We start from the raw sequence: 25,709 nt of genomic DNA, 5'->3' as shown, positions 1-25,709 counted from the left end.
GTCAGTTCTCCAGATAGATCGTCGGGATCGCGGGCTCGCCGCGCGAGAGCTTGAGGCCCTCCCACGGCACGCTCACCAGAGCCGCGCGCAGGCGTTCGCGGTTCTGCTCCAGCGTGGGCACCTCGTCGGTGACCTGGCCGCCCCGCATCAGCGGGATCTGCACGAGCCGGTCGTACGGGCCGAGCTCCGGCTCGGTAGACGCCTGGAACACGACCTCCTCCAGCGCCGTGCCCGTGTCCTTGTGCCGCCGCAACGCCTTCTTCCAGCCGCCGCGCGACTGCTTGGACGTGCTGCGCTTCTCGACGTGCCTGCCGTCGACCTCGACCAGCTTGTAGACCATGCCCGCGGTCGGCGCGCCGGATCCGACCACGACCGACGTGCCGACGCCGTACGCGTCCACGGGCTCGGCGCGCAGAGCGGCGATCGAGTACTCGTCCAGGTCACCGGACACGACGATGCGGGTGTTGCGGGCGCCCAGCGCGTCGAGCTGGTCGCGGGCCTGCCGGGCCAGCACACCCAGGTCGCCCGAGTCGATCCGGATCGCGCCGAGATCGGGACCGGCGACCGCGACCGCGGTCTTGATGCCCTCGGTGATGTCGTAGGTGTCGACCAGCAGCGTCGTCCCGGCGCCCAGCGCCTTGACCTGGCTGCGGAACGCCTCCTCCTCGGAGTCGTGCAGCAACGTGAACGCGTGCGCGCACGTGCCGGCCGTCGGGATGCCGTGCCGGCGCCCGGCTTCCAGGTTGGACGTCGCGGTGAAGCCCGCCAGGTACGAAGCGCGGGCGGACGCCACGGCGGCCTCCTCGTGCGTGCGGCGCGAGCCCATCTCGATCATCCGACGGCCGTTCGCGGCGGTCACCATGCGGGCGGCGGCGGACGCGATCGCGCTGTCGTGGTTGAGGATCGAGAGCGCGAGCGTCTCCAGCACGACGCCCTCGGCGAACGACGCGCGCACCGTCAGCACCGGCGAACCGGGGAAGTACAGCTCGCCCTCGGGGTACCCGTCGATCTCGCCGGTGAACCGGTAGTTCGCGAGCCATTCCAAGGTGGAATCGTCGACGACGGCGTTGCGGCGCAGCTGGTCGATCTCCTCCTCACCGAAGCGGAAGTCCCCGATCGCGTCGAGCAGCCTGTTCGTCCCGGCGACCACGCCGTAGCGCCGTTCGTTCGGGAGCCTGCGCGCGAACAGCTCGAACACGCACGGACGGTCACCAGTGCCGTCACGCAGCGCGGCGGCGAGCATCGTGAGCTCGTAATGGTCGGTGAGCAACGCCGTCGAGTTCATGGTCACCAACCCTAAGGTCGCATCCGGTTTACCCGCACGCGGTCTCCGTCACTGCGGCGAACATGACACCATTGGCGGTATGACCACGCCCGTCGAACAGGAACGGACGCAGCCGGAGGCCGTCGGTGAGGAAGTCGCCGCCGAGGACCGACCCTGGCAGACCGTGGTCTGGAACGACCCGGTAAACCTGATGTCCTACGTGACGTACGTGTTCCAGAAGCTGTTCGGGTTCAGCAGGGACCATGCGACCAAGCTGATGCTCGACGTGCACCACAAGGGCAAGGCGATCGTGACATCGGGGACCAAGGACAAGGTGGAGGCCGACGTGGCGAAACTCCACGCGGCAGGGCTCTGGGCGACCATGCAGCGGGCCTCGTGAAGAGGTGGATCCGCGACGGCGACGTCGTCGTCGGCAGGCTGGATCGGCAGGAGGCCGCGGTCGTGCGCGGTCTGGTCAGCCAGATCCAGGACATGCTGCTGGCCCGCGCCGAGGAGGCGCCCCAGGACGAGCTCGCGGAGCTGACGGGCATCAGGACAGGCCCGTCTGAGGCTCCCGACGATCCGATCCTGGGCAGGCTGCTGCCCGACTTCCACCGCCTCGACGACGACGCGCCGGACCCGGACGAGGTCAACTCGGCCTCGGCGCTGCGCTCGTTGCACGAGCCGGAGCTTCTGGACCACAAGACAGGTGCGGCCGAGACCGTGCTGCGGACCTGCTCGCCCGACGGCGGTGAGATCCGGCTGACCATCGCGGAAGCCGAGTCCTGGATGTCGTCGCTCAACGACGTGCGGCTGGCCCTGGGGACAGCGCTGGACGTCACCGAGGACATGCCGGAGGAACTGCCGCCGGAGGATCCGAGATCCCCGCACCTCGGCGTCTACCACTGGCTGACCTGGGTGCAGGACACGCTCGTCGAAGCGATGATGCCGTGATCCCGGGCGTTCTCGTCGGCCACCACCACCGGCTCGAACCGGGCTGGGCGACGGGGACGACGGTCGTGCTGGTGCCGGCCGGAGCCGTCGGTGCCGTCGACAGCCGAGGTGGCGCGCCGGGCACCCGCGAGACCGATCTCCTGGCCCCGGCGAACCTGGTCCAGCAGGTGCACGCGATCTGCCTGTCAGGCGGCTCGGCCTACGGGCTCGCGGCCGCGGACGGCGTCATGCGCTGGCTCTCGGAACGGTCGATCGGCTTCCGGGTCGGCGCGCAGCCGCACCACGTCGTGCCGATCGTGCCGGGCGCGGTGATCTTCGACCTGCCGATGTCGGAGTGGGGCAACCGGCCGGACGCCTCGTTCGGCTACGCGGCCTGCGAGGCGGCTTCCCCGGATTTCGAACTGGGCTGCGTCGGCGCGGGTGCCGGTGCACGGGTCGGTTCGCTCAAGGGCGGCGTCGGCGTCGCCTCGGCCACGGTCGGCGCGCACCGGATCGGCGCGCTCGCCGTGGTGAACGCGTCCGGCGAGGTCGTCGACCGCGCGTCCGGCCTGCCGTGGCTGCCCTCGCTCGGCACGTCGGCGGTGGCGTTGCCCGAAGCCAAGCCCGAAGGCCTCAACACCACGATCGGCGTGGTCGCGGTGGACGCGGACCTGTCCAAAGCGGAGTGTCAGCGGCTCGCGATGGCCGCACAGGACGGCCTGGCCCGCGCCGTGCGGCCCGCACACTCGATGTTCGACGGTGACACGGTGTTCGCGCTGGCCACGGGTGCCGTGCCGCTGGCTGAGCCGCGCGCGTTCGCGTTGGACGCGTTGTGCACGGCCGCCGCGGAGATGTTCGCGGAGGCCGTGGTGTCCGGCACGCGCGAGGCGACGTCTTTGAACGGTGTGACGGCATTCCGCGACCTCTGAGCGGGTAACCACCGGGCATGACCGATGTCATCGATCAGGCAGCAGGTGTCGTGTCCGAGCTGGCGCCGCCCGGTGCGGCGCGGGAGATCCCCGGCAGGGAACTGGCGGTGGTCGCGCCCGCCGGGCTGTTCGCCGCGGCGTTCCTGGTTCCACCGGGGCCGGGAAAAGTGCTGATGAAGCTGGGTGTCGCGGCCACGCCGTTCGCCGCGTGGGCGGAGCTGGCCGCGTGGCGCGGGCTCGACCAGGGGCAACGGCGGCGCGGGGTGGCGTTGCTGGCCCTCTACCTCGTGGTGGTGCTCAGCCGGCGTCGATGACGCCTTGACGTGCGGTTCCAGCACCGCCGGGACCGGGTATCTCGCATACCGAGACAACTCTCGCCAGCCCGTAGGATTGAGCGCGTGCTGGTGATTCGCCGTGACCTGGTGGACGCGATGGTGGCCCACGCGCGCCGTGACCATCCCGACGAGGCGTGCGGGGTGATCGCCGGGCCGTACGGGTCCGACAGCCCTGAGCGCTTCATCGAGATGGAGAACGCGGAGCGGTCGCCCACGTTCTACCGGTTCGACGCGGCCGAGCAGCTCAAGGTGTGGCGCGGGATGGACGCGAACGACGAGGTGCCGGTGGTCATCTACCACTCGCACACCGCGACGGAGGCGTACCCGTCCCGCACCGACATCTCGTTCGCGGGCGAGCCGGAGGCGCACTACGTGCTGGTCTCCACGCGTGACCCGATCGAGCACGAGCTGCGGTCGTACCGCATCGTCGACGGTGTCGTGACCGAGGAACCGGTCAAGATCGTCGAATCCTGAGTTGCACCCGTTTCCCGGAGGTAGAACCACCATGGCAGTCACCGTGTCGATCCCGACGATCCTGCGCACCCACACCGGGGGCGAGAAGTCGGTGTCCGCTGCCGGTACGACGCTCGCCGAGGTCATCGACGACCTGGAGAACAACCACGGCGGCCTCAAGGCCCGCCTGGTCAAGGAAGGGACGCTGCACCGGTTCGTCAACGTCTACGTCAACGACGAGGACGTGCGCTTCTCCGGTGGCCTCGCGGCCGAGGTGAAGGACGGCGACAACGTCACCATCCTCCCGGCCGTCGCGGGCGGCTGATCTTTCCGATGGCCCGTTACGACTCGCTCCTGGACGCGCTCGGCGGGACGCCGCTGGTGGGCCTGCCGCGCCTGTCGCCGTCCGCGGACGTGCGGCTCTGGGCGAAGCTCGAGGACCGCAACCCGACCGGCTCGATCAAGGACCGGCCCGCGCTGGCCATGATCGAGGCGGCGGAGCGGGACGGCGTGCTGCGTCCCGGCGCGACGATCCTGGAGCCGACATCCGGCAACACCGGTATCTCTTTGGCGATGGCCGCGAAGCTCAAGGGCTACGGCCTGGTGTGTGTGATGCCCGAGAACACCTCGACCGAGCGCAAGCAGCTGCTGCAGGCGTACGGCGCGCGCATCGTGTTCTCGCCTGCCGCCGGCGGGTCGAACCAGGCCGTCGCCACGGCGAAGGAGATCGCCAAGCAGAACCCGGACTGGGTCATGCTCTACCAGTACGGGAACCCGGCGAACGCGGAGGCGCACTTCCGCGGCACCGGGCCGGAGATCCTGAAGGACCTGCCGGAGATCACGCACTTCGTCGCCGGTCTCGGCACGACGGGCACGCTCGTCGGTGTCGGGCGGTACCTGCGCGAAGCCAAGCCGGACGTGCAGATCATCGCCGCCGAACCCCGGTACGGCGAGCTGGTCTACGGCCTGCGCAACCTCGACGAGGGCTTCGTCCCGGAGCTCTACGACGCGTCGGTGCTGACCGGGCGGTACTCGGTCGGGTCCTACGACGCGTTGCGCCGCACCCGGCAGCTGCTGGAGACCGAGGGCATCTTCGCCGGCATCTCGACGGGGGCGATCCTGCACGCCGCGCTGGCCGTGGCGCAGAAGGCCGAGGTCGCGGGGAAGTCCGCGGACATCGTGTTCGTGGTCGCGGACGCGGGGTGGAAGTACCTGTCCACCGGCGCCTACGCCGGAACCCTGGACGAGGCGGCCGCGAAGCTCGACGGCCACCTCTGGGCTTAGCCCGACGATCTTGTCGGTGGTGCCGAGTAGGTTGTGACGCAGGGGTTCCCAGCTCGGGGGGACGCCTGCGTCAGCCTGCGAAGCCCGTTCCGGGCAGCTCCGTCAGCCGTTGAACGCGACGCTCGGCACGCCCTGCCCGGCGCCGGGCAGCACGAGCACGGAACCGTTGAGCTGCCGGTCCGCCAGCGCCTCATCGGACAGCCCGACGCGGGCGGACGTGACGTAGAGGTCGGTGAAGTCCGGTCCGCCAAAGCAGCACGCGGTCGGGTTGTCGACCGGCACCCCGATCTCGCGGTCGAGCTCACCGGCCGGCGTGTAGCGGCGCACGGCGTGACCGCCCCACAGCGCGACCCACACGCACCCCTCGGCGTCCACGGTGAGCCCGTCCGGCCAGCCGTCGGTGTTGCCGACGTGGGTGAACAGGCGGCGGTTCGCGACGGTGCCGGTGGCGTTGTCGAAGTCGAGGACGTCGATACGGCGGGTCGGCGTGTCGATGTAGTACATGAGCCTGCCGTCCGGGCTCCAGCCGACGCCGTTGCTCGTGTTCACCTTGTCCACCATGACCTTCGCGGAGCCGTCGCCGGTGATCCTGGCGAGCCAGCCCTCGTCGGCGGCCTGGTCGTAGCGCATCGTGCCGGCCCACAACCGGCCCGACGGGTCGACGCCCGCGTCGTTGCCGCGCACACCGTCACGGGCCCAGTAGACGAGCCAGCTCTTGGCGCCGTCGCGGTCGATCAGCGCGATGCCGTCGCGCAGGTTGCAGACGAGGCCGCCCTGCGCGCGGGGCTTGGCGGCGCCCACGTGCTGGGGCACCACGAGCACCGCGTCGTCGTCCCGCGCGGGTGCGTACCGGTGCACCTCGGAGGCGAGGATGTCCACCCACAGCAACGTGGAACTGCTGTGGTCCCACGTAGGGCCCTCGCCCAGCTGGGCGGACGCACGTACCGCTACTTCGATCGACACCCAGCCACCTTAGTTGCCACGTACTCTGGACGAGTGGACCGCACCGCGCTCGCGAAACGGGTAATACCGCCGCATCCAGTGCTGTCGCTGCTCGTCGTGGCGGGGTTCGTCGGCTTCCTCTACGCCGTCGAGGCCTTCGACGTGGCGACCGGCGGCTCGCTGGAGGACGACGGCGTACTGCCGCGTGACTTCGGCGAGTGGGACAACCTGCTGTGGATGCCGTTGATCCACGGCGACTGGAGCCACCTCACCGGCAACGCGGTTCCGTTGCTGCTGCTGGGGTTCCTCGCGAACTCGGGTGGTCTCAAGCAGTTCTTCCAGGTCACCGCCGTCATCTGGCTGTCGTCCGCGCTGGGCGTGTGGGTGTTCGGCAGCGTCGGCAGCCACATCGGCGCGTCCGGGCTGGTGTTCGGCTTCCTCGCGTTCCTGCTGGTGCGCGGGATCTTCGCGCGTTCGTGGCTGCAACTGGTGATCGCCGTCGGCGTGTTCATGCTGTACGGCGCCGCATTGTGGGGCGTGCTGCCCGGCCAGCCCGGTGTGTCGTGGGAAGGCCACCTGTTCGGCGCAATCGGCGGAGTTCTGGCTGCGTGGGGTGTTTCTCGCGACAACCGCCGCACGAGCGCACCGGCTACATTCACGGCGTGACGATCGGGATCATGGACTCGGGCGTCGGCGGCCTCACCGTCGCCCGCGCGATCATGGACCAACTGCCGGGCGAGTCGATCCACTACATCGGCGACACGGCTCATGGTCCCTATGGGCCGCTACCGATCGCGCAGGCGCGCAAGCACGCCCTCGAGATCTGCGACCGGCTCGTGGACGAGGGCGCGAAGATGCTGGTGATCGCGTGCAACACCGCGTCCGCCGCCTGCTTCCGCGACGCCCGTGAGCGCTACGACGTGCCGGTGGTCGAGGTGATCCTTCCCGCCGTGCGCCGTGCGGTGACGACGACGCACAGCGGCAGGGTCGGCGTGATCGCCACGGTCGGCACGATCAACTCCCACGCCTACCAGGACGCGTTCCAGGCGGCGCGCGACGTGACGGTGACGCCGGCGGCGTGCCCCCGGTTCGTCGACTTCGTGGAGCGCGGCATCACTTCCGGCCGGCAGGTGCTCGGGCTGGCGCAGGCCTACCTGGAACCGTTGCAGCGCGCCGAGGTCGACACGGTCGTGCTGGGCTGCACGCACTACCCGTTGCTGACGGGCGTGATCCAGATCGTCATGGGCGAGCACGTGACGCTGGTGTCGAGCGCCGAAGAGACGGTGAAGGACGTCGTGCGGCTGCTGACCGAACGCGACGAGTTCGCCACGTCCGGCCCGGCCGTGCACCGCGTGACGTGCACCGGCCCGCCCGAGCGGTTCGCGAAGCTCGCGGCCCGGTTCCTGCCGACCTTCGAACAGTGGGGCTGACGTGCTGCTGACCGTGCTCGGCTGCTCCGGCAGCATTCCCGGACCCGGCGCGGCGGCGTCGGGGTACCTGCTGGAGGCCGACGGGTTCACGCTGGCGCTGGAGTTCGGCAACGGCGTGCTGTCGCGGTTCCAGGAGGAGCGGCCGCTGTTCTCGATGGACGCGCTGGTGCTCTCGCACCTGCACCCGGACCACTGCGTCGACGTGTCTTCGCTATATGTGGCAAGGAAATACCACCCTCTTCCGCCGTCCGGGCCGTTGCCCGTCCACGCGCCCGCCGAGGCGCACTCGCGGTTCGTCGCCGCCTACGCGCCGAACGAGGCCGAGCGGTCGTCACTGGACTTCAGCGACGTCTTCTCGTTCCACGGCCTGGGTTCGCGGGTGGAGATCGGACCGTTCACCGTGGACTCCGCGGTGGTCGCACATCCTTGCGAGGCCTACGGGTTCCGGATCTCGTGCGGCGGGGTGACGCTGGCGTACACAGGGGACAGCGGGCCCTGTGCCGCGCTGGACTCGCTGGCGTCCGGTGCCGACGTGCTGCTGAGCGAGGCGAGCTGGACGCACGCGCCGGACCGCCAGCCGGACCTGCACCTGTCCGGGCGCGAGGCGGGGGAACTGGCCGCGCGGGCGGGAGCCGGGCGGCTGCTGATCACGCACGTGCCGCCGTGGACGTCGCGCGAGGACGTGCTGGAGGAGGCCCGGTCGGCGTTCGGCGGGCCCAGTGAGCTGGTCGTGCAGGGCGGCCGGTACGAGATGGGGGAGCGGGCATGATCAACCTGGAGCGCGTCGGCGAGCACGAGTTCGTCGCTTCCAACGGGCGCGGTGCGTCGGTGCGGATCGGCCGCAAGGGCCAGGAGGGCTCGTTCAGCCCGGTCGAACTGCTGGTCGCGGCCGCCGCCGGGTGCGCCATGGTGACGTCGGAGACGTTGATCCTGCGCAGAACCGGCGGCGAGAAGCTGACAGCGGAGGCGGACGCGGTCCAGTCCGAGAGCGGCAACGAGGTGATCTCCATCCCGGTGACGCTCTCGTACGACCTGTCCGCAGTGGACGACCCGGAGGCGCTGGAAACCGTCGTCCGGCGCGCCGTGGAGCAGTTCTGCACGGTCACGCGGACGTTGAAGCAGTCGGCGACGTCGCCGCTTCAGCTCCCGACACCGCTCCAGACGACTGCCGAGCCGCTGTGACCGGCGCGCACGGTCTGCACCGTCGTCCCGATCGCGAGCAGCACGACCAGCACGGACACCACGACTGAGAGCACCCGCCACGTCTTCGTGGTGGGTGCCTCCGCCTGGCGTTCGCGGTCCGCGAGCCGGCCCGCGACCAGCAGCGCGATCACCGCGACGCCGAACCCGAGCGCGACGGGCAGCAACGTGGTGCCGAGGTCGGCGTGCGTCTGGATGGCGGGGTTCTGCACGCCGTTGTTCTGCAGTGCCACCTGCAGGTCCTCGCCGGCCTGCTTGGCCACCGGGACCGCCGCGACGCCTGCCAGCGTGACCCCCAGAACGGGCCACGCGTACCTGCGCCGCCAGGCCGGGACCAGCGCGATCGCGACCGAACTGAGCGCCGCGAGAGGCAACAGCACGACCACCGCGTGCACCAGCAACGGGTGAAGCGGAATACCGTCGATCGTCAGCATGTCTCTCCCTACGCCATGACGCTCCGCAGGGTTCATTAGGCTAGGCGCCGTGGTGCGAAGCGACGGGCGAAACGACGACGTGTTGCGTGACATCCGGATCACGCGTGGATATCAGACCTGGCCCGCGGGCTCGGTCCTGATCGAGTTCGGGAACACCCGCGTGCTGTGCGCCGCGAGTGTCACCGAAGGCGTCCCCCGGTGGCGCCAGGGCTCCGGCCTCGGCTGGGTGACCGCCGAGTACGCGATGCTTCCGTCGGCCACGCACAGCCGTAGCGACCGCGAGTCCGTGAAGGGCCGCATCGGCGGCCGCACGCACGAGATCTCGCGCCTGATCGGCCGTTCCCTGCGTGCCTGCATCGACCTGGCGGCGTTGGGCGAGAACACCATCGTCATCGACTGCGACGTCATCCAGGCCGACGGCGGCACCCGTACCGCCGCCATCACCGGCGCGTACGTGGCGCTGGCCGACGCGGTGACGTACCTGGGCGCGGCAGGCCGCCTGGCCGACCCGTCGCCGCTGTCCTGCGCGGTGTCCGCGGTGTCGGTGGGCGTCGTGGACGGCCGCGTCCGGCTGGACCTGCCGTACGAGGAGGACTCGCGCGCGGAGGTCGACATGAACGTCGTCGCCACCGACGCCGGCACTTTGATCGAGGTCCAGGGCACCGGCGAGGGCGCGACGTTCGCCCGGTCCACTTTGGACCGCATGCTCGACATCGCCCTGCAGGGCTGCGTCGAACTGAACCGCCTCCAGGCGGAGGCGCTGGCCCAGCCTTACCCCGGCGTCCTGCCGGAGCCCAAGGCGAGCAAGCGATGAAGCTGCTTCTGGCTTCCCGCAACGCGAAGAAGCTCCGCGAACTCCAGCGCATCGTCGTCGCCGAGGACCTGTCCGGCATCGAGGTGCTGTGCCTGTCGGACGTGCCGGAGTTCCCGGAGGCCCCCGAGACCGCGCCCGACTTCGAGGGCAACGCGCTGGCCAAGGCCCGTGACGCCGCGTTGGCCACTGGACTGGTTTCTGTGGCGGACGACTCCGGTCTCGCGGTGGACGAGCTGAACGGCATGCCCGGCGTGCTGTCCGCCCGTTGGTCGGGCCGCCACGGCGACGACGACGCCAACCTGGACCTGTTGCTCGGTCAGCTCGGCGACGTGCCGGACGAGCGTCGCGGCGCTGCCTTCGTGTCGGTGGTCGCTCTGGTGGTGCCGGGCGGTGAAGAGGTCGTCGTGCGCGGCGAGTGGCGCGGCACGTTGCTGCGGGCCCGTCGCGGCACCAACGGCTTCGGCTACGACCCGATCTTCGTGCCCGAGGGGTACGAGGTCACCTCGGCCGAGATGACGGCCGAGGAGAAGGACGCGGAGTCCCACCGGGGCCGCGCCCTGAAGCTCCTCGTCCCGCACCTGCGCAAGCTGGTCTAGTTCCGCCACCGGCCGGGATCGAGATCCTCGATCCCGGCGCGGAGGTCACACCGCGGCGCCCTGGGACGCAACGGACACGACGCAGACGCCTGCGGCGATCAGGGCCATGCCGGCGAGCATGGCGAGGTTCAGCGGGTCCGCGAAGAGCACTCGGCTCGTGATCGCCACCAGGGCGATACCTGCGCCTGCCCAGATCGCATAGGTGATGGCGACCGGCAGGCCCATTCTGATCACGAGTGATTCGAGGTAGAGGGCGGTCAGGAAGCCGACGCCGAGGCCGGCTGTGGGCCACAGTTTTGTGAAGCCGTCGGAGTATTTGAGGCAGAGGGTCGCGAAGACCTCCGCGCCTACGGCGACGGCCAGCAGTATCCACTTGAGCATTGAACTTTCCCAGCACGAAATGCACGCAGCGCTAGGCATGCGTGGTTGAAGAGAACGGTTGACAGTGGGCGAAAAGCCCTGGTCAGCCGCCGCGCGTGGGGAAGTGGACTCGCAAGATGAAATCAGACGGGATGTCGGGGCCGTTAGGTGCCGTCAAACGACACACGGTGTATCACCCTCACCGGAACAGGGGCGGCTTTGTTGCACGCCCTTCACCTCGACCATACCTGAAAAAAGGGCCGCCGTCGCAGTCGAGGCGACGGCGGCCTCACGTCCGGTGGGAAATCAGGCAGGGAGTTCGCGCAGGAGCTTGGCGACGTGGCCGGTGGCGCGGACGTTGTACATGGCCTTGACGATCTTGCCGTCGGGGCCGACGAGGAACGTCGAGCGGATGACGCCCTGGACGGTGCGGCCGTAGTTCTGCTTCTCGCCGAACGCGCCCCACTCGGTGAGGACCTTCTTGTCCGGGTCGCCGAGGAGCGGGAAGGTCAGGCCCTCGGCGTCGCGGAACTTCGCGAGCTTCTCCTGCTTGTCGGGCGAGATGCCGACGACCTCGTACCCGGAGCCGGCGAGGACGCCGAGGTTGTCGCGGAAGTCGCAGGCCTGCTTGGTGCAGCCCGGCGTGCTCGCGGCCGGGTAGAAGTACACGACCACGGACTTGCCGAGGTAGTCGGACAGGGACACCGGCTTGCCCTCGCTGTCGGGCAGCGTGAACGCGGGCGCGGTGTCACCAGGTTCGAGACGACTGGTCATGCCCCAGAGCCTAGGCCTGGCCCTCGAAGACGGTGGGTGCGTCCTGGCCCTGTCCGCCCGGCTGGATGGTCAGCTGCATGCGCACCGGCGCCTCGGGTACCGCGAACGCCAGCTGGAGCTGGGTGTCGCGGCCCGGCGGGAGCTCGGCGACGGCGGCGGCGAGGCCGTTGAGGCCCTGCACGGAGTCGACGAGCTCTGCGGCGGGTTCTCCGTCGGCCGTGGCGCGCACGGAGAGCTGGGAGGGCCGGTAGGGGGCCTTGGAGCCGTTGTAGACGGTGATCGTGAAGACCGCGGTGCGGCGGGCCTTCGGGATCGCCGTCTCGGACGGTGCGAGAGAGCGGGGGGCGGAGACCACGACGGACAGGCCCGAGGCCCACACGCGTTGCGAGCCGTACGCGGCGGCACCGGACGCGCTCGGCGTCTCGGCTCGCTGCTCGACCGTCAGGTTCTCGTCGGGGGTGACGGCGACACTGGGGCCCGCACATCCCGCCACGGCCAGCAACAGGCACACGGCCGCGGCCGATTTGGCGAACTTCACGAACTCCCCTTTCCCACCCCGGCGGTGGGTGTGAACGACTCGCGTCCACTGTGACGGTGCCGAAGAGGGAAGTGCGAACGAAAGAGGCCTCTGAAGCGGACCTGGTGCCGGGACGTGGCCGACTCGTGATGGGCGGCGTGGGCGGCGCCACAGAGTGCGCCGGCCCCACGCCGTCCTGCGGCCGAGGCCGCGGGTCACGCTAGGGAGCGCGTCGGGGGGCGTGCGCGCTCATACCGATCATCGCCGACTGTGTGCCCCGCGCTACAAGCGGAGCCGTTTATCACCCGTTCAGACCAGCGTCAGTCGTACAAAACGTGAAGGTCACGCCTGGCCGACTCACGTATGTGCGGCTGAACGGCCCAGAGACGGCGTCCGTTCGGCCAGCTCGCTGAGGAGTTCGAACGAACGCAGACGGTCATCGTGCCCGTGCACGATGGTGGTGACCATGAGCTCGTCGGCCGCCGTCGACTCCATCAACGCGTCCAGCCCGGAGCGGACCGTTGAGGGGGACCCGATGATCTGGCTGGCCATGCGGTCCTCGATCACCAGCTCGTCGATCTCGGTGTACGGGTAGTCCGCGGCCTCCTGCGGCGTGGCCAGCGGAGCCGGGCGGCCCTGGCGCAGCCGCACGAAGGAGAGCGCTCCCGGACCCGCGATGTAGCGGGCGTGCTCGTCGGTGTCGGCGACGACGACCGAGGCGCACACCATCGCGTAGGGCTCGTCGAGCACCTCGGACGGCCGGAAGTGCCGCCGGTACAGCTCCAGCGCGGGCAGCGTGTTCTGCGCGCTGAAGTGGTGGGCGAACGCGAACGGCAGGCCCAGCATCCCCGCCGCCTGCGCGCTGTAGCCGGACGAGCCGAGCAGCCAGATCGGCGGCTTGTTGCCGGCGGCGGGCACGGCGTTGAGCTCGGCGGTGCCCTCGAAGTACTTGATCAGCTCGGTCAGCTCCTGCGGGAAGTTCTCCGCGGAGAGACCTGCCTCGGTGCGCCGCAGCGCCCGCGCCGTCTTCTGGTCGGTGCCGGGCGCGCGGCCGATGCCGAGGTCGATGCGGCCGGGGTGCAACGCTTCGAGCATGCCGAACTGCTCGGCGACCACCAGCGGCGCGTGGTTGGGCAGCATGACGCCGCCGGAGCCGACGCGGATCGTCCGCGTCGCGTCCGCGATGTGCCCGATCAGCACGGCCGGCGCGGACGAGGCGATGCCCGGCATGTTGTGGTGCTCGGCGAACCAGTAGCGGTGGTAGCCGAGACGTTCGGCCTGCTGAGCGAGCTCCCGCGAGTTCCGCAGCGCGGTCGTCGCGTCCGACCCCGACGTGATGGGGGCTAGGTCGAGGACGGACAGCGGGATCTCACTCAGACGGCTCATACATCGATCAACACCGATACTTCGTGACTTCTTCCGTGAGCCGGGTAACTCGTTTCGTGGCCTTCTCGTAGGTGGTGCCCTCGGGGTGCAGCGTCAGCACCGCGACGATGCTGAACCAGCACGTCCCGGACGTGTGCAGCGCCGGTGACTTCGTGTCCAGGTCCCACTGCATGCGCGGACGCGGCCTGTCGACGCACGGCTTCGCCGGGTCGCCGAACCCCGACCAGCCCTGCTTGAACGCGGGCTTCCACGTGGTGGACGGCAGCCCGAACGACTGGTCGAACCCGTCCGCCGCGCACTTCTCGGCCCGCTGCAGGTGCCCCATGATCGTGTGCCGCACCTTCGGCTTCGCCTCCTCCAGCACGTACCGATAGATCTTCACGACGTCCGAGGCGCTCACGGCCGTGTAGCCCCACATGCCGCGGTTCTCGGGCGGCCGCGTGTCGTCGAGCTTCAACCGCTCGGCCGTGCGCACGACGAGCTGCTCCCACCCGTTCTCGACCCACAGCTCGCTCGCCGCGTTGTCGTCGCTGACGCGCAACATCGGTTCGATGCGCGGGTCGTCGCCCCGCGTCTCCAACTGTTCGATCGCGATCAGGATCTTCACCAGCGAGGCTGATCTGATCGGTTTGTGCACGTCCCGGCCGGTCACCTGGTGCGTGATCCGGTCGTAGACCGCGTAGGAGGCCGTCGGCGCGGGAACGGGCGCCGTCGTGGAAACGGGCGCCGCGAGCAACGCCATCGTCAGAGTTAGGTGCACGCTCCCGGAAGCTAGCGGCCGCCCGGACCTTTTGCCCGATGTTTTGTGGGTCACAGGTGAGAAGAACCGGCTGCCTCCTTCCGTTGACCGAGATGTGACGGATGTGGTGGTGATCGGCGCGGGACAGGCGGGCCTGTCCGCCTCGTACTTCTTGCAGCGGCGCGGTGTCGGGCACGTGGTGCTGGACGCGAACGACGCTCCCGGCGGCGCCTGGCTGCACCGCTGGCCGAGCCTGCGCATGCGGACCGTGCACGGCATCCACGAGCTGCCGGGCATGCCGTTCGAGCAGCCCTCGCCCGACGAGGCCGCCAACGAGGCGATCCCGTCCTACTTCGCCCGCTACGAACAGCTCTTCGACCTCCCCGTCGTGCGCCCGGTGAACGTCACCCAGGTGGTGAACGACGGCTCGCTGCTCAAGGTCGAGACCACCGACGGCGTCTGGACCACCCGCGGCCTGATCAACGCGACCGGCACCTGGCGCCGCCCGTTCTGGCCGTACTACCCGGGCCAGGAGACGTTCCAGGGCCGCCAGGTGCACACCGCCGACTACCAGGGCCCCGCCGACTTCGCAGGCAAGCGGGTCGTGGTCGTGGGCGGCGGCGCTTCGGCCACGCAACTGCTGATGGAACTCGCTCCTTTCGCTGCGGAGACCCGCTGGGTCACGCGGCACGAACCGGTGTGGCGGGAGGGCCCGTTCACCGAGGACTACGGCCGCTGGGTGGTCGGCATGGTCGAGGAACGCGTCCGGGCAGGCCTGATCCCGCGCAGCGTCGTCAGCGTCACCGGGCTGGCACTGACCGACCAGACGCGCGCCGCCATCGCCTCCGGCGTGCTGGCCCGCAAGCCGATGTTCGAGCGGGTCACGCCCACCGGCGTCGAGTGGGCGTCCGGGGAACGCTTCGACGCCGACATCATCCTGTGGGCCACCGGGTTCCGGCACGACCTGGAGCACCTCGCACCGTTGCACCTGCGGGCCTCCGGCGGCGGGATCCAGGTGGACGGCACCCGCGTGGTGTCCGACCCGCGGATTCACCTCGTGGGCTACGGGCATTCGGCCAGCACGATCGGCGCGAACCGGGCCGGGCGCAGCGCCGTTCGTGAGTTGATGGGGTACCTGGACAGCCTCAAGGTCGCGAACTAGTGGCGTGACCGGCTGCCTTTGCCCCGTATTTCGGTGGTCAGACGGGTGCGAGGCGCCCTGCTGAGCGCCGGAAGACGCGGCGAAGGTTGCCGGTCACGGCACTAGACGGCCTCACGGCGGGCGTGGTCGAGGGGCGCGAGCGGTACGCGTGTCCGCTGTGACGCCGGAAGGTCTGACCGCCCTGCGAGCGGCTCCGGCGTGCGGGGCGTTCAGACGCGTGAGTCGGCACGCTTCTTCGAGAGGCGGGTCACCACGAAGGTCAGCACGGCCACCACTGCCAGGCCCAGGACCACCTTCGAGCCGATGCCCACGTACTGCTCGACGAGGTGCCAGTTGTCGCCCAGCAGGTATCCCGCGAGGATCAGCGCCGTGTTCCACAGGAGACTGCCTGCCGCGGTGTAGGCGAGGAACGGTGCTAATCGCATGCGTTCGACGCCGGCCGGGATCGAGATCAGGCTGCGGAAGACCGGGATCATGCGGCCGAAGAAGACCGCTCGGTAGCCGTTGCGCAGGAACCAGGCCTCTGTCCTGTCCACATCGGACACTCGGACCAGTGGCATCCGGGAGGCGATGCGGCGGACCCGGTCACGGCCCAGCAGGGCGCCGACCCAGTACAGCAGCAGTGCGCCGGAGACCGAGCCGAGCGTGGTCCAGAGGATGGCGTCGAGCAGCGACATCTTGCCCTGGGCCGCGGTGAAGCCTGCCAGGGGCAGGAAGACCTCGCTCGGGAGGGGCGGGAACAGGTTTTCCAGCGCGATCGCCAAAGCCGCTCCGGGTGCGCCGGCCGTGTGCATCAGGTCGGTGACCCAGTCGACCAAGTTCATGGGGTCCAAGTTACGGACGGTGTGGTTCGGGGACATTGGGGTAAGCCGCAAAGTTGGGGTGGGGAAAACCCCACCCCAACTGGGGGATGACCACTAGGGGGAGTCGAATCCTCAGTGTTCGCGCGAGAAGCGCGGTCGTTCCGAGTGCCATCGCGACCGTCCGGAACGGGCAGGGTGAGAGTCCTCACGCCGGCTTGGAATCGTTTGACTACGATCGTGTTCGATGGCTGACCAGGTGGAGACATGTGCGTTCTGCGGCACCGCGACCGCCACCTCCCGGCGCAGGCACGCGCGGTACTGCTCGAACGCCTGCCGGCAGCGCGCTTACCGGCAGCGCGTGAACGAACCCGTTACGGCACTGGACAGTTTCGTCGGCCGCGATGCCGAACTGGTTCGTCTCTGCGGGTTCGGCGGCACGCGCGTGCTCACGCTCGTCGGGCCGGCCGGCGTCGGGAAGAGCAGGCTGGTCAAGGAGTTCGCCGGAAGCCGGGCGACGTGGGTCGAGCTCGCGTCGGCCACCGACGTCGCGAGAGCCTGTGTGGCGGCGCTCGGCGAACCGGCCAGGGAGCCTGTGCTGAGCACACTGGTGCGCGCGCTCGCGGGCCACAGGACGCTGCTGGTGCTGGACAACTGCGAACGCGTCGCTGCGAAGTGTGCGGCGCTGCTGGAGCCGTTGCTGCTCGGCTGTCCCGGCCTCACGGTCATCGCGACCAGCCGCGAACCGTTGCGGGTGCCGGGTGAGGTTCTCTTCGCGGTGCAGCCGTTGTCGATCACGGACGCGGTGGAGCTGTTCGCCGACCGCGCCCGCGCGAACCAGGTGGGCCTGCGGCTGGGCGACAGGGACGCGCTGGCCGCTCTGTGCGCACGTCTTGATCGCCTCCCGCTGGCCATCGAACTCGCGGCCAGGCTGGTGACCCTGTTGCCCGTCAAGGAGGTCCTGGCGCGGCTGGACGACCGCCTGGAGCTGCTCAACCGGGGCAACCGCACCGCCGCGGAACGCCACCGGAGCCTGCGCGCCGCGATCGGGTGGAGCTACGACCACCTGAGCGCCGACGAGCAGCACGTGTTCCGGTGCATCTCGCAGGGGCCCGGCGGCTTCGGGCTCGACGGCGCCGTCCAGGCCTGCGACCTGCCCTCGGACCGGGTGCTGGTGGTGCTGTCCGCGCTCGTGGCCAAGTCGCTGCTCACGTTCACCGGGGCCGGCCGGTTCGAGCAGCTGGAGTCGGTCCGGCTCTACGGCAGGGAACGGCTCGCGGAACAGTTCGCCGGGGAGGTGCGCGGGAGAGTTCGCGGTACTTCAGCGGCTAATCCGAAGGTGGTCCGCCGCGGGCCGGCCCCTGCGGCGAACCAAATGAAAAGCCCTGACCCGGGGTGCGGGGTGCCCCCGCAGGACACGCGATCTGACCTGGGCGAACGTGCTCCGTGAGCACAGTTCGCCAGAAGATGGTGAGGTCGGGGGGACTCGAACCCCCACTGGCTGGGACCTAAACCCAGTGCCTCTGCCAATTGGGCTACGACCCCTCAAGTGGAAGCCTATAGGCACTGCATGTACACGCTCTCCCGGGTCGCGCGAAGCCGCACTCCTGACCGTCCACTACGGTTGCGGGCAGAACTGCTGCTAGGAGGACATGTGGCTCGCGATCCCGACACCATCCAGCGCGAGATCGAACAGGCTCGTACCGCGCTGGCCGCCACCCTGGACGAGCTCAGCGAGCGCGCCAGCCCGCAGAAGCTCGTCGAGCAGGGCAAGTCGTCCGTGCTCGACGTGCTGAGCCAGCCCAAGGTGAAGTACACCCTGATCGCGGTCGGCGCCGTGGTCGGCTTCGCGCTGGTCCGCAAGCTCTTCCGCTAGGAAACCCGCACCAACGGCAGGAGTACCTGCTCGACGACCTTCTCCACGAACGGCTCGTCGAGCGGGTCCCCGGTCAGCATCAGCCGGTAGATCAGGGCGGCGCCCGCGATCTCGACCGCCATGCCGCGCGGTGCGTCGGCCTTGAGCTCGCCCCGTTCGGCGGCCCGGTCCAGGATGCCGCGCAGCACGTCGCGCTGCGAGATCAGGAACGTCTCCCGGAACGCCGCCGCCAGCTCGGGCTCGTGCGGTAGCTCGCCCACGAGCGCCTGAGCGGCCTTGCCGATCGGTCCTGAGAGGAACGCGGCGAACGACGAGAGGAACTCGCGCAGGTCTCCGGCCAGCGAGCCGGTGTCCGGTGCCGCGAGGTTCTGCGTGGCGAGCTGGGTGCACGTGTCGATCACGAGATCGAGCTTCGACTCCCACCGCCGGTAGATCGTTGCCTTGCCCGCTCGCGCACGGGCCGCCACCGCGTCCATGGTGAGTGCCCGGTACCCGACCTCGGCCATCACCTCGAGCGCTGCCTGACGTAAGGCGTCGTCCCTGCTGGCGTCGCGAGGACGGCCCCGCTGGGGGACCCTGCCCTCGTTGAACGCCGCTGTCGACACAGCCATGCCACCTCCTCGTACAAGGGCACGGCTGATGCGTGTCCTCCCCGCCCCTTTGGCGGCACATCCTAGGCGTTCTGCCCCAGTCGCAGGGTCAGCAGCACCCGGTTGTTGCATCGTGTTGCACCGGTCGGGCTTACGTGATCTCCGTCGGAATTGGCCTGTGATGGCACGTCGGCCCGCGACCGGGGAGGGTTCGTGGGATTCATGTCGGAAGCCTGAAGATCACGACCGGTCTCGACGAGGGGCGGTGTAACCGGGTCATACACGGCCGCCGCGCTGGCGTTGGCGCCCGGCCGACGAATAACCCGAAAGTCCTGCCAGGACAGTCCAAGCAGGACACTTCCACGCCCCAGCCGCCGCCGCGGAACGGGAACGGCACGGGCTGCACCCCGGCGGAAATGCCCCGCGGGCGGTCACCCGCCGAATTCGAGCGAGCGGGACGGCAGCGCGTCCAGCCCGCTTCGCGCGAACGTCGTCCAGGCGCCCCGCAGTGTCTTGGCCAGCACGGGATCCGGTTCCTGCCCGGCGAGCATGCCCGCCCCGAGCCAGCCCTCCGGGTCGAACAGGAACGGCAGTTCCATGCAGTGGCAGCAGCCCAGCGGGGCATCGGCAGGCGCCCAGCTGAACAGGTAGGTGGCGACCCTGCCGCCCGCCGCCGTCCAGTCCTGCGCCAGCTGACGCGCACCGCCGGCGAAGATCAGCTCGGTCACTGCCTCCCAGTACTCCCGGCTCGGCACGTACGGGCTGCCGTCGTCGGCCGTGTGCCCGACGAGCAGTTCGACGCGTGACGCGGCCGCGGCGAGGTCGGCGCCGACCTCCGGTGCGAACGGCATGCCGCCCGACGGGCCGAACCGCGGACCGACGTCGGCGACGGCCGCGACCTGCGCCGCCAGCACGTCCTCCACGGAGGTGGAGGCGTCGACGGTGATCGCCGCGCGCAGAGCCGCCGTCATCTCCGCGCGTTCCGGGCTGCGGGTGCCCATCGGCGCGCTCTGCATGATCGCGCGGTGGAACAGGCCCTCCGTGTCGGTGAGCATCAGCGCGTACACCGAGTCGCCGCCCGCGGACTGCCCGAAGACCGTGACGTTCGCGGGATCGCCGCCGAACGCCGCGACGTTGTCCCGCACCCACCGCAGCGCGACGAACTGGTCGAGCAGGCCGAGGTTGTCGCGCAGGTAACCGAAGACGCCGAGGCGGTAGCTGACGTTGACGACCACGACGCCTTCCGAGGCCAGCAGTCCGGTCTCGTACTTAGTGGACTCGCCGCTGCCGGTCACGTACGCGCCGCCGTGGAACCAGACCATCACCGGCAGACCGGACGCGCCGGCCGGAGCGGTCACCGAGAGCACCTGGCAGTGCTCGTCGAACGAGAGGCCCTCGACCGAGTTGCCGACCATCGGCGCCAGCATCGACGGGGGCTGCGGGCAGGCGGGGCCGCGCCGCGAGTCGTCGATCACGCCGTCCCAGGCGACGGGGGACGGCGCGGCGAAGCGGTCAGCTGTCGCGTAACGGATTCCGCGCGCCCGTACGAGACCTTCGGCAGTGATCACCCTGCCGATACTAAGCATGAGCAATTCCACAGCGTCTCGATTCGGCGGAAACGCCGGGACAGGAGGACGATGTAACGGTTGGGCAACGAGGCAAGGGAGGCGCCCGGTGCGGGCTACGACGATCTACGGCACCCGAGACATCCGAGTCGAGGAGGTGCCGGACGCGGCCGTCCAGGAGGCCACCGACGTCGTCGTCCGGGTCGAGCTCGCGTGCATCTGCGGCAGCGACCTGTGGGCGTACCGGGGCGTGGCCAAGCGCGAGGGCGGGCAGCGGATCGGGCACGAGTTCCTCGGCATCGTCGAGGAGGTCGGCAGCGAGGTCCACTCCGTCAACGTCGGCGACCGCGTCATCGCGCCGTTCGTGTGGAGCGACGGCACGTGCGCGTACTGCCAGGCCGGGCTGCAGACGTCCTGCCGCAGCGGCGGTTTCTGGGGCAGCAAGGGCAGCGACGGCGGGCAGGGCGAGGCCGTGCGCGTGCCGCAGGCCGACGGCACGCTGGTCCGGGTTCCCGCGGACGCGCCGGCGGCGTTGCTGCCCGCGTTCCTGAGCCTGAGCGACGTCATGGGCACCGGTCACCACGCCGCCATGGGCGCGGGTGTCGGTCCCGGTGCGACGGTCGCGGTCGTCGGTGACGGCGCGGTCGGCCTGTGCGGTGTGCTCGCGGCCAAGCGGCTCGGCGCCGAGCGGATCATCGCGATGGGCCGCCACGAGGACCGAGCCAAGATCGCGAAGCTTTTCGGCGCCACGGACCAGGTTTCCGAACGCGGTGAGGCCGCGATCGAGCGGATCAAGGAGATGACCGGCGGGCTCGGCGCGTCCGCGGTGCTGGAGTGCGTCGGCACCGAGCAGTCGTGGGAGACCGCGATGGGCATCGTGCGCGACGGCGGCCGGATCGGTTACGTCGGTGTGCCGCACGAGATGCCGGGGCTGCCGCTGGGCAAGCTGTTCGGCCGCAACATCGCCATCGGCGGCGGTGTCGCGCCCGTCCGCGCGTACCTGCCGGAGCTGCTGGCCGACGTGCTCGCCGGGCGGATCGACCCCGGTCCCGTCTTCGACCGGACGGTCTCGCTCGACGACGTCGCGCTGGGCTACCAGGCGATGGACGAGCGGACCGCCCTCAAGGTCATCGTGCAGCCGTCGTGAGCACGTAGTCCTCGGCGCGCACGCGCTTGGTCCGCATCCAGTACCGCCAGGTGAATCCCGGCCACACGGTGCGGTTCACGCCCTGCGCGTCGAGGTACCAGCTCTTGCAGCCACCCTGGGTCCACACGCCCTTGGTGAGCTTCTGCTGGAGCTCCTTGTTGAACTCCTGCTGGGCCTCCACTCGCACGTCCAGCTCCGCTGCGCGGTGTTTTTCGAGGAGCTGGAGGCACTGCGAGATGTACCGGATCTGCGACTCGATCATGAACACGACCGAGTTGTGCCCGAGTCCGGTGTTGGGGCCCAGCAGGAAGAACAGGTTGGGGAAGCCCGAGACCGTGATGCCGTAGTAGGTCTCGATGCCCTCCTGGCGCCACTGCTTCGCGAGGTCGACGCCGCCCTTGCCCTGGATGTCCAGGTAGTCGAACGAGTCGACGACGTGGAACCCGGTGCCGTAGATGATGACGTCGACCTCGTGCTCGACGCCCGCACTGTCCACGATGGACTTCTCGCGCACCTCGGAGACCTTGTCCGTCACCAGGTCCACGTTCGGGTAGCCGAGGGTGGGGTAGAAGTCGTTGGAGATCAGCACGCGCTTGCAGCCCATGGTGTAGTCGGGCTTCAGCTTCCTGCGCAGCTGTGCGTCCGGCACCTGCTTCTTCATGTGCTTCAACGCGATGCCCTGCGCGAACTGCATGATCTTCGGGTTGATCGCGAACCCCAGCGCGGACGACTCGCGTACCCAGTAGACGAAGTTGCGGTAGATCCGTTGCGTGAAGGGCAGGGCGCGGAACAGCTTCTGCTCCCAGCCGTTGATCGCGCGGTCGGCCTTGGGCATGATCCACGGCGGCGTGCGCTGGAAGATCTTCATCGACGCGACCTGGCCGGCGATCTTCGGCACGAACTGGATCGCGGACGCACCCGTACCGATGACGGCGACGCGTTTGCCCGTCAGGTCGTAGTCGTGGTCCCACTGCGCCGAGTGGAACGCCTTGCCGCTGAAGTTCTCGATGCCCGGCAGTTCCGGGACGTTCGGGATGTGCAACGCGCCGACGCCCGCGACCAGGGCCTGCGCCGTGTACGTGTCGCCCTGCTCGGTCGTGACGTGCCAGCGCTTGGCCTCGTCGTCCCACTGCGCGCCGGAGACCTTGGTGTCGAAGCGGATGTGCGGCCGCAGCCGGTACTTCTCGGCGACGCGCTGCAGGTAGTCGAAGATCTCGCCCTGGCGCGCGAACATCCGCGACCACCTCGGGTTCATCTCGAACGAGAACGAGTACATGTGCGACGGCACGTCGCACGCGCAGCCCGGGTAGGAGTTGTCCCGCCAGGTGCCGCCGAGGTCGGCGGCCTTCTCCAGCACCACGAAGTCGCGCTCACCGCGGCGCTTCAGCTCGATGGCCATACCGAGGCCGGAGAAGCCGGTGCCGATGACGAGCACTTTCGTCTCTCGGTGCATGGGGAAGTCCCTCCGCTCGCGGTGGCTACTTCGCAGTAGGTTACTCGAAGTAAGTTACGAGCGGTAGACTCTAGTTCGTGACAGCTCCTCGGCGCCGCATGCCCAAGGCCCAGCGCATGGCCCAGATGCTCACCGTCGCTGAGGAGATCTTCGCCGAGCAGGGCTACCTCGCCACCTCGATGGACGAGATCGCCGAACGCGTGGGCGTCTCGAAGCCGATGCTCTACGAGTACTTCGGCTCGAAGGAAGGCCTGCTCATCGGCTGCATCCACCGTGCGCGCACGGAGCTGCGCGAGAAGACGGCGGCGGCGATCGCGGGTGCGACGAGTCCCGAGGAGTTCCTGCGGCTCGGCCTGCTGGCGTTCTTCGAGTTCATCGACGAGCACCGCAGGTCGTGGGCGCTGTTGCGGCAGGAGGCGGCCGTGGCGGTCCCGTCGGCGCAGGAGGAAGTGGAAGGCATCCGTCAGCAGCAGACGGACATGATCGGGGCCGTGCTGGCGTCGTTCACGCCGGAGATCGACCCGCTGGAGGCGGAGGCGTTCGCCGAGATCGTCGTCGGCGCGACGGAACGCCTCGCGGTGTGGATGGAGCGCAGGCCCTCGGTGGGGCCCGCGCTCGCAACCGACTACGTGATGGCCGTGATCTGGCCAGGTGTCGCGGACCGGCTGTTGCCGGTCAGCTCGCTGCCTTCACCCGCTCAGCTCGCATAGCGGTGACGGCGGGCAGGTCCAGCGGCGCGGGCTTCACACCCGTCGCCCACTCGATCAGCAGGTCCGCGATCTGCGGGTTGCGCGGCAGCACCGGGCCGTGCAGGTAGGTGCACAGGATCCTGCCCTGGACGGCGCCCTCGACGCTGCCGTCGTTGCCGGTGCCGACCTTGACGTGCGCGAGCGGCCGGGCGGCCGGGCCGAGCACGGTGCGGCCCTGGTGGTTCTCGAACCCACTCAGCACGCCCTCGAACAGGCCGTTCGCCGGCTCGGCGAGGACCTCACCGATCGCGCGGCTGCCTCCGGCGTGCGAGGTCGAGTCGATCAGGCCCATGCCGGGGTGCGTGACGTTGTCGGCACGGGTGAAGCTCTCGCCGAAGATCTGGATGCCGGCGCAGACGCCCAGCACCACGGCGTTCTTCGTGACGGCGCGCTGCAGGCCGGGGTGCTCGCGCAGGTGCTTCACCGCCAGCGTCTGCGCGGTGTCCTCACCTCCGCCGACGACGTAGATGTCGCACGAGTCCGGCACCGGCTGGCCGTAGTTGATCGGCACGATCTCGGCTTTGATACCGCGCCACGTCATGCGCTTCTCGAGGACCACGGCATTGCCGAAGTCGCCGTACGTGCCGAGGAGATCCGGCAGCACGAGCGCGATCTGGATTGTCGACTCACTCATCAGCGGCAGCCCTGGCATTCAAGTCGCGGAACGCGGTGTAGTTGGCGATGACCTCGACCGCCCCCTGCGGCATCTGGTCGATGGCCTTCAGCGGGTCGGGCACGATCGTGTGCTGGACCTCGGCATAGGTCAGGCGGACGGCGAGATCGGTCGCCCGTTCGCCGGACGCGATGACCGTGCGGCCCTGGAGGCGCTCGAACGGGACGTCCCACAGCCAGCTCAGGTCGCGGCCGTCGGCCTCCTGGGCGTTGATCACCAGGACGGCCGGGTGGTTGGCCTCCTTGACGACCGTGAGGGTCTCGCTCCAGCCCGCCGGGTTCTTGCTGAGCAGCAGACGCGCGCTGCGGCCACCCCGCTGGATCGTGCGGTAGCGCCCGCTCACGTTGGACACACCGCGCAGGCGGCGCACCGCCTCGTCGGCGGGGACACCCATCGCGTGGGCGGCGGCGGCCGCCATGACGGCGTTGGCCTGGTTGAACTTGCCCGGCAGCGTGAGGCGCAGTTCGAGCTGCTGGTGGTCCGGCGTGATCATCGCTTCGTCGGCGGTGATCCAGTTCGGGTGCGGGCGGGAGAGGTCGCAGCCCGTACAGTGCCAGTGCTCGCCCTGCCAGCGGATCGGGTTGCCGCAGCGCGGGCAGCTCGCCGAGTCGTGGTGCCAGCCGGTGCCGGTGGCGACCCAGACGACGTTGGAGGCGTTCCAAGCCGCGCTCGTCACCATCACGTCGTCGCAGTTCGCGATGATCGTGCAGTTCTGCAGCTTGTCGACGGCGTCGCGCAGCGACCGCTCGATGGTGCGGACCTCGCCGACCCGGTCGAGCTGGTCGCGCGAAAGGTTCAGGATCACCGCGACGGACGGGTTGCTGGCGCCCGCGACGGCCGGGAAGTAGGCCTCGTCGCACTCCAGCACGGCGTACGGCGCGTCCGGCTGCTTCGAAAGCGCCGTGACGTGGCCGTCGGGCATGTTCGCGCCGCTGTGGTTCGTGGCGACCTCGCCGAGCGCGCCCACGGCCCGCGCCAGCATCATCGTGCTGGTGGTCTTGCCGTTGGTGCCCGTCACGACGGCGACCCTGCGGCCCTGGGTGAGGTGGCCCAGCGCCTGCGGGTCGAGCTTCAGCGCGACCCGGCCGCCGATCATGCCGCCGGCGCCGAGACCCATCTTCTGGGACAGCGTGGAACTCAGGTTGCCCAGTTTCACGGCGGCTGCGGTGCGCAGGGGGAGGCGGGCGGGGGAATCGTTCACCCCGGCGATGCTACCGGCGAAGCTGTTCGGCCCTTTCGGACGGTGGTTGCGTTGGTGTGAACGGGGTTCGGTACAACTAGCGACTCAGTGCTCGCAGGATCCG

At 69.7% G+C, this 25,709-nt stretch carries 32 protein-coding genes and 1 tRNA gene; 18 read left to right on the top strand and 15 right to left on the bottom strand.

Going from position 1 to position 25,709, the window contains the following annotated elements:
- Position 1: 1 nt before the first annotated feature.
- Positions 2-1,285, bottom strand: coding sequence for a nicotinate phosphoribosyltransferase (locus tag IG04_RS0125445; protein WP_030479231.1), 1,284 nt, complete (start codon positions 1,283-1,285; stop codon positions 2-4).
- Between the two features lie 79 nt (positions 1,286-1,364).
- Between IG04_RS0125445 and clpS the strand changes: the two genes are divergently transcribed.
- The 7 genes from clpS to IG04_RS0125410 all read left to right on the top strand — a co-directional run bounded on the left by clpS (position 1,365) and on the right by IG04_RS0125410 (position 5,198).
- Positions 1,365-1,664, top strand: a complete 300-nt coding sequence (clpS, locus tag IG04_RS0125440; RefSeq protein WP_030479230.1) for an ATP-dependent Clp protease adapter ClpS — start codon at positions 1,365-1,367, stop codon at positions 1,662-1,664.
- The gene (locus tag IG04_RS0125435; RefSeq protein WP_030479229.1) at positions 1,661-2,218 is read left to right on the top strand and encodes a DUF2017 domain-containing protein; all 558 of its coding nucleotides are present in this window, start codon (positions 1,661-1,663) and stop codon (positions 2,216-2,218) included. Before clpS ends, IG04_RS0125435 begins: the two co-directional genes overlap by 4 nt.
- Complete coding sequence (locus IG04_RS0125430; protein WP_030479228.1) at positions 2,215-3,126, top strand: P1 family peptidase; 912 nt, start codon at positions 2,215-2,217, stop codon at positions 3,124-3,126. The genes IG04_RS0125435 and IG04_RS0125430 overlap by 4 nt, the downstream gene beginning before the upstream one ends.
- A 17-nt stretch (positions 3,127-3,143) precedes the next feature.
- Entirely contained in the window at positions 3,144-3,440 is a 297-nt protein-coding gene (locus IG04_RS0125425) for a hypothetical protein (protein WP_030479227.1), read from the top strand.
- Between the two features lie 84 nt (positions 3,441-3,524).
- The gene (locus IG04_RS0125420) at positions 3,525-3,935 is read left to right on the top strand and encodes a M67 family metallopeptidase (protein ID WP_030479226.1); all 411 of its coding nucleotides are present in this window, start codon (positions 3,525-3,527) and stop codon (positions 3,933-3,935) included.
- A 31-nt stretch (positions 3,936-3,966) separates the two neighbouring features.
- Positions 3,967-4,239, top strand: coding sequence for a MoaD/ThiS family protein (locus IG04_RS0125415; RefSeq protein ID WP_030479225.1), 273 nt, complete (start codon positions 3,967-3,969; stop codon positions 4,237-4,239).
- Positions 4,240-4,247: 8 nt separating this feature from the next.
- Positions 4,248-5,198: a PLP-dependent cysteine synthase family protein gene (locus IG04_RS0125410; protein WP_030479224.1), complete on the top strand. Its 951-nt coding sequence runs from the start codon at positions 4,248-4,250 to the stop codon at positions 5,196-5,198.
- A gap of 102 nt (positions 5,199-5,300) precedes the next feature.
- Here the strand turns inward: IG04_RS0125410 and IG04_RS0125405 are convergent, their stop codons facing one another.
- Positions 5,301-6,161, bottom strand: coding sequence for an SMP-30/gluconolactonase/LRE family protein (locus IG04_RS0125405; RefSeq protein WP_030479223.1), 861 nt, complete (start codon positions 6,159-6,161; stop codon positions 5,301-5,303).
- Positions 6,162-6,194: 33 nt separating this feature from the next.
- Here IG04_RS0125405 and IG04_RS0125400 point away from each other — a divergent pair, with 33 nt between their 5' ends.
- The 4 genes from IG04_RS0125400 to IG04_RS0125385 are packed head-to-tail and all read left to right on the top strand — an operon-like array spanning position 6,195 to position 8,752.
- Positions 6,195-6,806, top strand: coding sequence for a rhomboid family intramembrane serine protease (locus IG04_RS0125400; RefSeq protein ID WP_030479222.1), 612 nt, complete (start codon positions 6,195-6,197; stop codon positions 6,804-6,806).
- 11 nt (positions 6,807-6,817) lie between these two features.
- A complete protein-coding gene (gene murI, locus IG04_RS0125395) occupies positions 6,818-7,570 on the top strand; it encodes a glutamate racemase (protein WP_030479221.1) in 753 nt (250 codons plus the stop codon).
- A gap of 1 nt (position 7,571) precedes the next feature.
- Positions 7,572-8,339: an MBL fold metallo-hydrolase gene (locus IG04_RS0125390; RefSeq protein WP_030479220.1), complete on the top strand. Its 768-nt coding sequence runs from the start codon at positions 7,572-7,574 to the stop codon at positions 8,337-8,339.
- The gene (locus tag IG04_RS0125385) at positions 8,336-8,752 is read left to right on the top strand and encodes an OsmC family protein (protein WP_030479219.1); all 417 of its coding nucleotides are present in this window, start codon (positions 8,336-8,338) and stop codon (positions 8,750-8,752) included. The genes IG04_RS0125390 and IG04_RS0125385 overlap by 4 nt, the downstream gene beginning before the upstream one ends.
- Here IG04_RS0125385 and IG04_RS0125380 read toward each other — a convergent pair.
- Positions 8,710-9,204, bottom strand: coding sequence for a DUF2231 domain-containing protein (locus tag IG04_RS0125380; RefSeq protein WP_030479218.1), 495 nt, complete (start codon positions 9,202-9,204; stop codon positions 8,710-8,712). The genes IG04_RS0125385 and IG04_RS0125380 overlap by 43 nt on opposite strands.
- Before the next feature lie 49 nt (positions 9,205-9,253).
- On the opposite strand from IG04_RS0125380, the gene rph reads away from it, so the two are divergent.
- Together rph and rdgB are read left to right on the top strand one after the other, a co-directional pair.
- Complete coding sequence (rph, locus tag IG04_RS0125375) at positions 9,254-10,018, top strand: ribonuclease PH (RefSeq protein WP_030479217.1); 765 nt, start codon at positions 9,254-9,256, stop codon at positions 10,016-10,018.
- Positions 10,015-10,614, top strand: coding sequence for an RdgB/HAM1 family non-canonical purine NTP pyrophosphatase (rdgB, locus tag IG04_RS0125370; RefSeq protein WP_030479216.1), 600 nt, complete (start codon positions 10,015-10,017; stop codon positions 10,612-10,614). Before rph ends, rdgB begins: the two co-directional genes overlap by 4 nt.
- Positions 10,615-10,659: 45 nt before the next feature.
- Here the strand turns inward: rdgB and IG04_RS0125365 are convergent, their stop codons facing one another.
- From IG04_RS0125365 to IG04_RS0125345, 5 genes are all read right to left on the bottom strand, one after another.
- Positions 10,660-10,995 (bottom strand): DMT family transporter, encoded by a 336-nt coding sequence (locus IG04_RS0125365; protein WP_030479215.1) that lies wholly within the window; start codon positions 10,993-10,995, stop codon positions 10,660-10,662.
- A 285-nt stretch (positions 10,996-11,280) separates the two neighbouring features.
- Positions 11,281-11,748, bottom strand: a complete 468-nt coding sequence (gene bcp / locus IG04_RS0125360; RefSeq protein WP_030479214.1) for a thioredoxin-dependent thiol peroxidase — start codon at positions 11,746-11,748, stop codon at positions 11,281-11,283.
- A gap of 10 nt (positions 11,749-11,758) precedes the next feature.
- On the bottom strand, positions 11,759-12,286 hold the full coding sequence (locus tag IG04_RS0125355; RefSeq protein WP_030479213.1) for a hypothetical protein: 528 nt from the start codon (positions 12,284-12,286) through the stop codon (positions 11,759-11,761).
- A gap of 336 nt (positions 12,287-12,622) precedes the next feature.
- Positions 12,623-13,651 (bottom strand): LLM class flavin-dependent oxidoreductase, encoded by a 1,029-nt coding sequence (locus IG04_RS0125350; protein WP_036015829.1) that lies wholly within the window; start codon positions 13,649-13,651, stop codon positions 12,623-12,625.
- 7 nt (positions 13,652-13,658) lie between these two features.
- Positions 13,659-14,411, bottom strand: a complete 753-nt coding sequence (locus IG04_RS0125345) for a hypothetical protein (protein WP_245816496.1) — start codon at positions 14,409-14,411, stop codon at positions 13,659-13,661.
- A 94-nt stretch (positions 14,412-14,505) separates the two neighbouring features.
- Between IG04_RS0125345 and IG04_RS0125340 the strand changes: the two genes are divergently transcribed.
- Entirely contained in the window at positions 14,506-15,552 is a 1,047-nt protein-coding gene (locus IG04_RS0125340; RefSeq protein WP_245816494.1) for an NAD(P)-binding domain-containing protein, read from the top strand.
- Between the two features lie 209 nt (positions 15,553-15,761).
- On the opposite strand, the gene IG04_RS0125335 is transcribed toward IG04_RS0125340, so the two are convergent.
- The gene (locus IG04_RS0125335) at positions 15,762-16,376 is read right to left on the bottom strand and encodes a DedA family protein (RefSeq protein WP_245816493.1); all 615 of its coding nucleotides are present in this window, start codon (positions 16,374-16,376) and stop codon (positions 15,762-15,764) included.
- Between the two features lie 223 nt (positions 16,377-16,599).
- Here IG04_RS0125335 and IG04_RS0125325 point away from each other — a divergent pair, with 223 nt between their 5' ends.
- Complete coding sequence (locus IG04_RS0125325; protein WP_051770654.1) at positions 16,600-17,802, top strand: ATP-binding protein; 1,203 nt, start codon at positions 16,600-16,602, stop codon at positions 17,800-17,802.
- 18 nt (positions 17,803-17,820) lie between these two features.
- Here the strand turns inward: IG04_RS0125325 and IG04_RS0125320 are convergent.
- Positions 17,821-17,897: transfer RNA gene (locus IG04_RS0125320), tRNA-Leu, on the bottom strand.
- A 109-nt stretch (positions 17,898-18,006) separates the two neighbouring features.
- Between IG04_RS0125320 and IG04_RS0125315 the strand changes: the two genes are divergently transcribed.
- On the top strand, positions 18,007-18,228 hold the full coding sequence (locus IG04_RS0125315; RefSeq protein WP_030479208.1) for a DUF3618 domain-containing protein: 222 nt from the start codon (positions 18,007-18,009) through the stop codon (positions 18,226-18,228).
- Here the strand turns inward: IG04_RS0125315 and IG04_RS0125310 are convergent.
- Both IG04_RS0125310 and IG04_RS0125305 read right to left on the bottom strand, forming a co-directional pair.
- Entirely contained in the window at positions 18,225-18,839 is a 615-nt protein-coding gene (locus tag IG04_RS0125310) for a TetR/AcrR family transcriptional regulator (RefSeq protein ID WP_245816491.1), read from the bottom strand. The genes IG04_RS0125315 and IG04_RS0125310 overlap by 4 nt on opposite strands.
- A gap of 410 nt (positions 18,840-19,249) precedes the next feature.
- Positions 19,250-20,386: a carboxylesterase family protein gene (locus IG04_RS0125305; protein WP_211257813.1), complete on the bottom strand. Its 1,137-nt coding sequence runs from the start codon at positions 20,384-20,386 to the stop codon at positions 19,250-19,252.
- 106 nt (positions 20,387-20,492) lie between these two features.
- Here IG04_RS0125305 and IG04_RS0125300 point away from each other — a divergent pair, with 106 nt between their 5' ends.
- Positions 20,493-21,530: a zinc-dependent alcohol dehydrogenase family protein gene (locus tag IG04_RS0125300; protein WP_030479205.1), complete on the top strand. Its 1,038-nt coding sequence runs from the start codon at positions 20,493-20,495 to the stop codon at positions 21,528-21,530.
- Here the strand turns inward: IG04_RS0125300 and IG04_RS0125295 are convergent.
- A complete protein-coding gene (locus tag IG04_RS0125295; protein WP_030479204.1) occupies positions 21,511-22,983 on the bottom strand; it encodes a flavin-containing monooxygenase in 1,473 nt (490 codons plus the stop codon). The two genes, IG04_RS0125300 and IG04_RS0125295, sit on opposite strands and share 20 nt — an antisense overlap.
- A 116-nt stretch (positions 22,984-23,099) precedes the next feature.
- Here IG04_RS0125295 and IG04_RS0125290 point away from each other — a divergent pair, with 116 nt between their 5' ends.
- Positions 23,100-23,693 (top strand): TetR/AcrR family transcriptional regulator, encoded by a 594-nt coding sequence (locus tag IG04_RS0125290; RefSeq protein ID WP_051770687.1) that lies wholly within the window; start codon positions 23,100-23,102, stop codon positions 23,691-23,693.
- Here IG04_RS0125290 and IG04_RS0125285 read toward each other — a convergent pair.
- Positions 23,659-24,366, bottom strand: a complete 708-nt coding sequence (locus IG04_RS0125285; RefSeq protein WP_030479202.1) for a type 1 glutamine amidotransferase — start codon at positions 24,364-24,366, stop codon at positions 23,659-23,661. The genes IG04_RS0125290 and IG04_RS0125285 overlap by 35 nt on opposite strands.
- Complete coding sequence (locus tag IG04_RS0125280; RefSeq protein ID WP_030479201.1) at positions 24,359-25,606, bottom strand: MurT ligase domain-containing protein; 1,248 nt, start codon at positions 25,604-25,606, stop codon at positions 24,359-24,361. The genes IG04_RS0125285 and IG04_RS0125280 overlap by 8 nt, the downstream gene beginning before the upstream one ends.
- Positions 25,607-25,709: the final 103 nt, after the last annotated feature.

The organism is Lentzea albidocapillata (assembly GCF_000719115.1).
GTDB lineage: Bacteria > Actinomycetota > Actinomycetes > Mycobacteriales > Pseudonocardiaceae > Lentzea > Lentzea albidocapillata.
The sequence above is the reverse complement of the archived record's forward strand: the minus strand, read 5'-3'. Positions and strand labels throughout refer to the sequence as shown.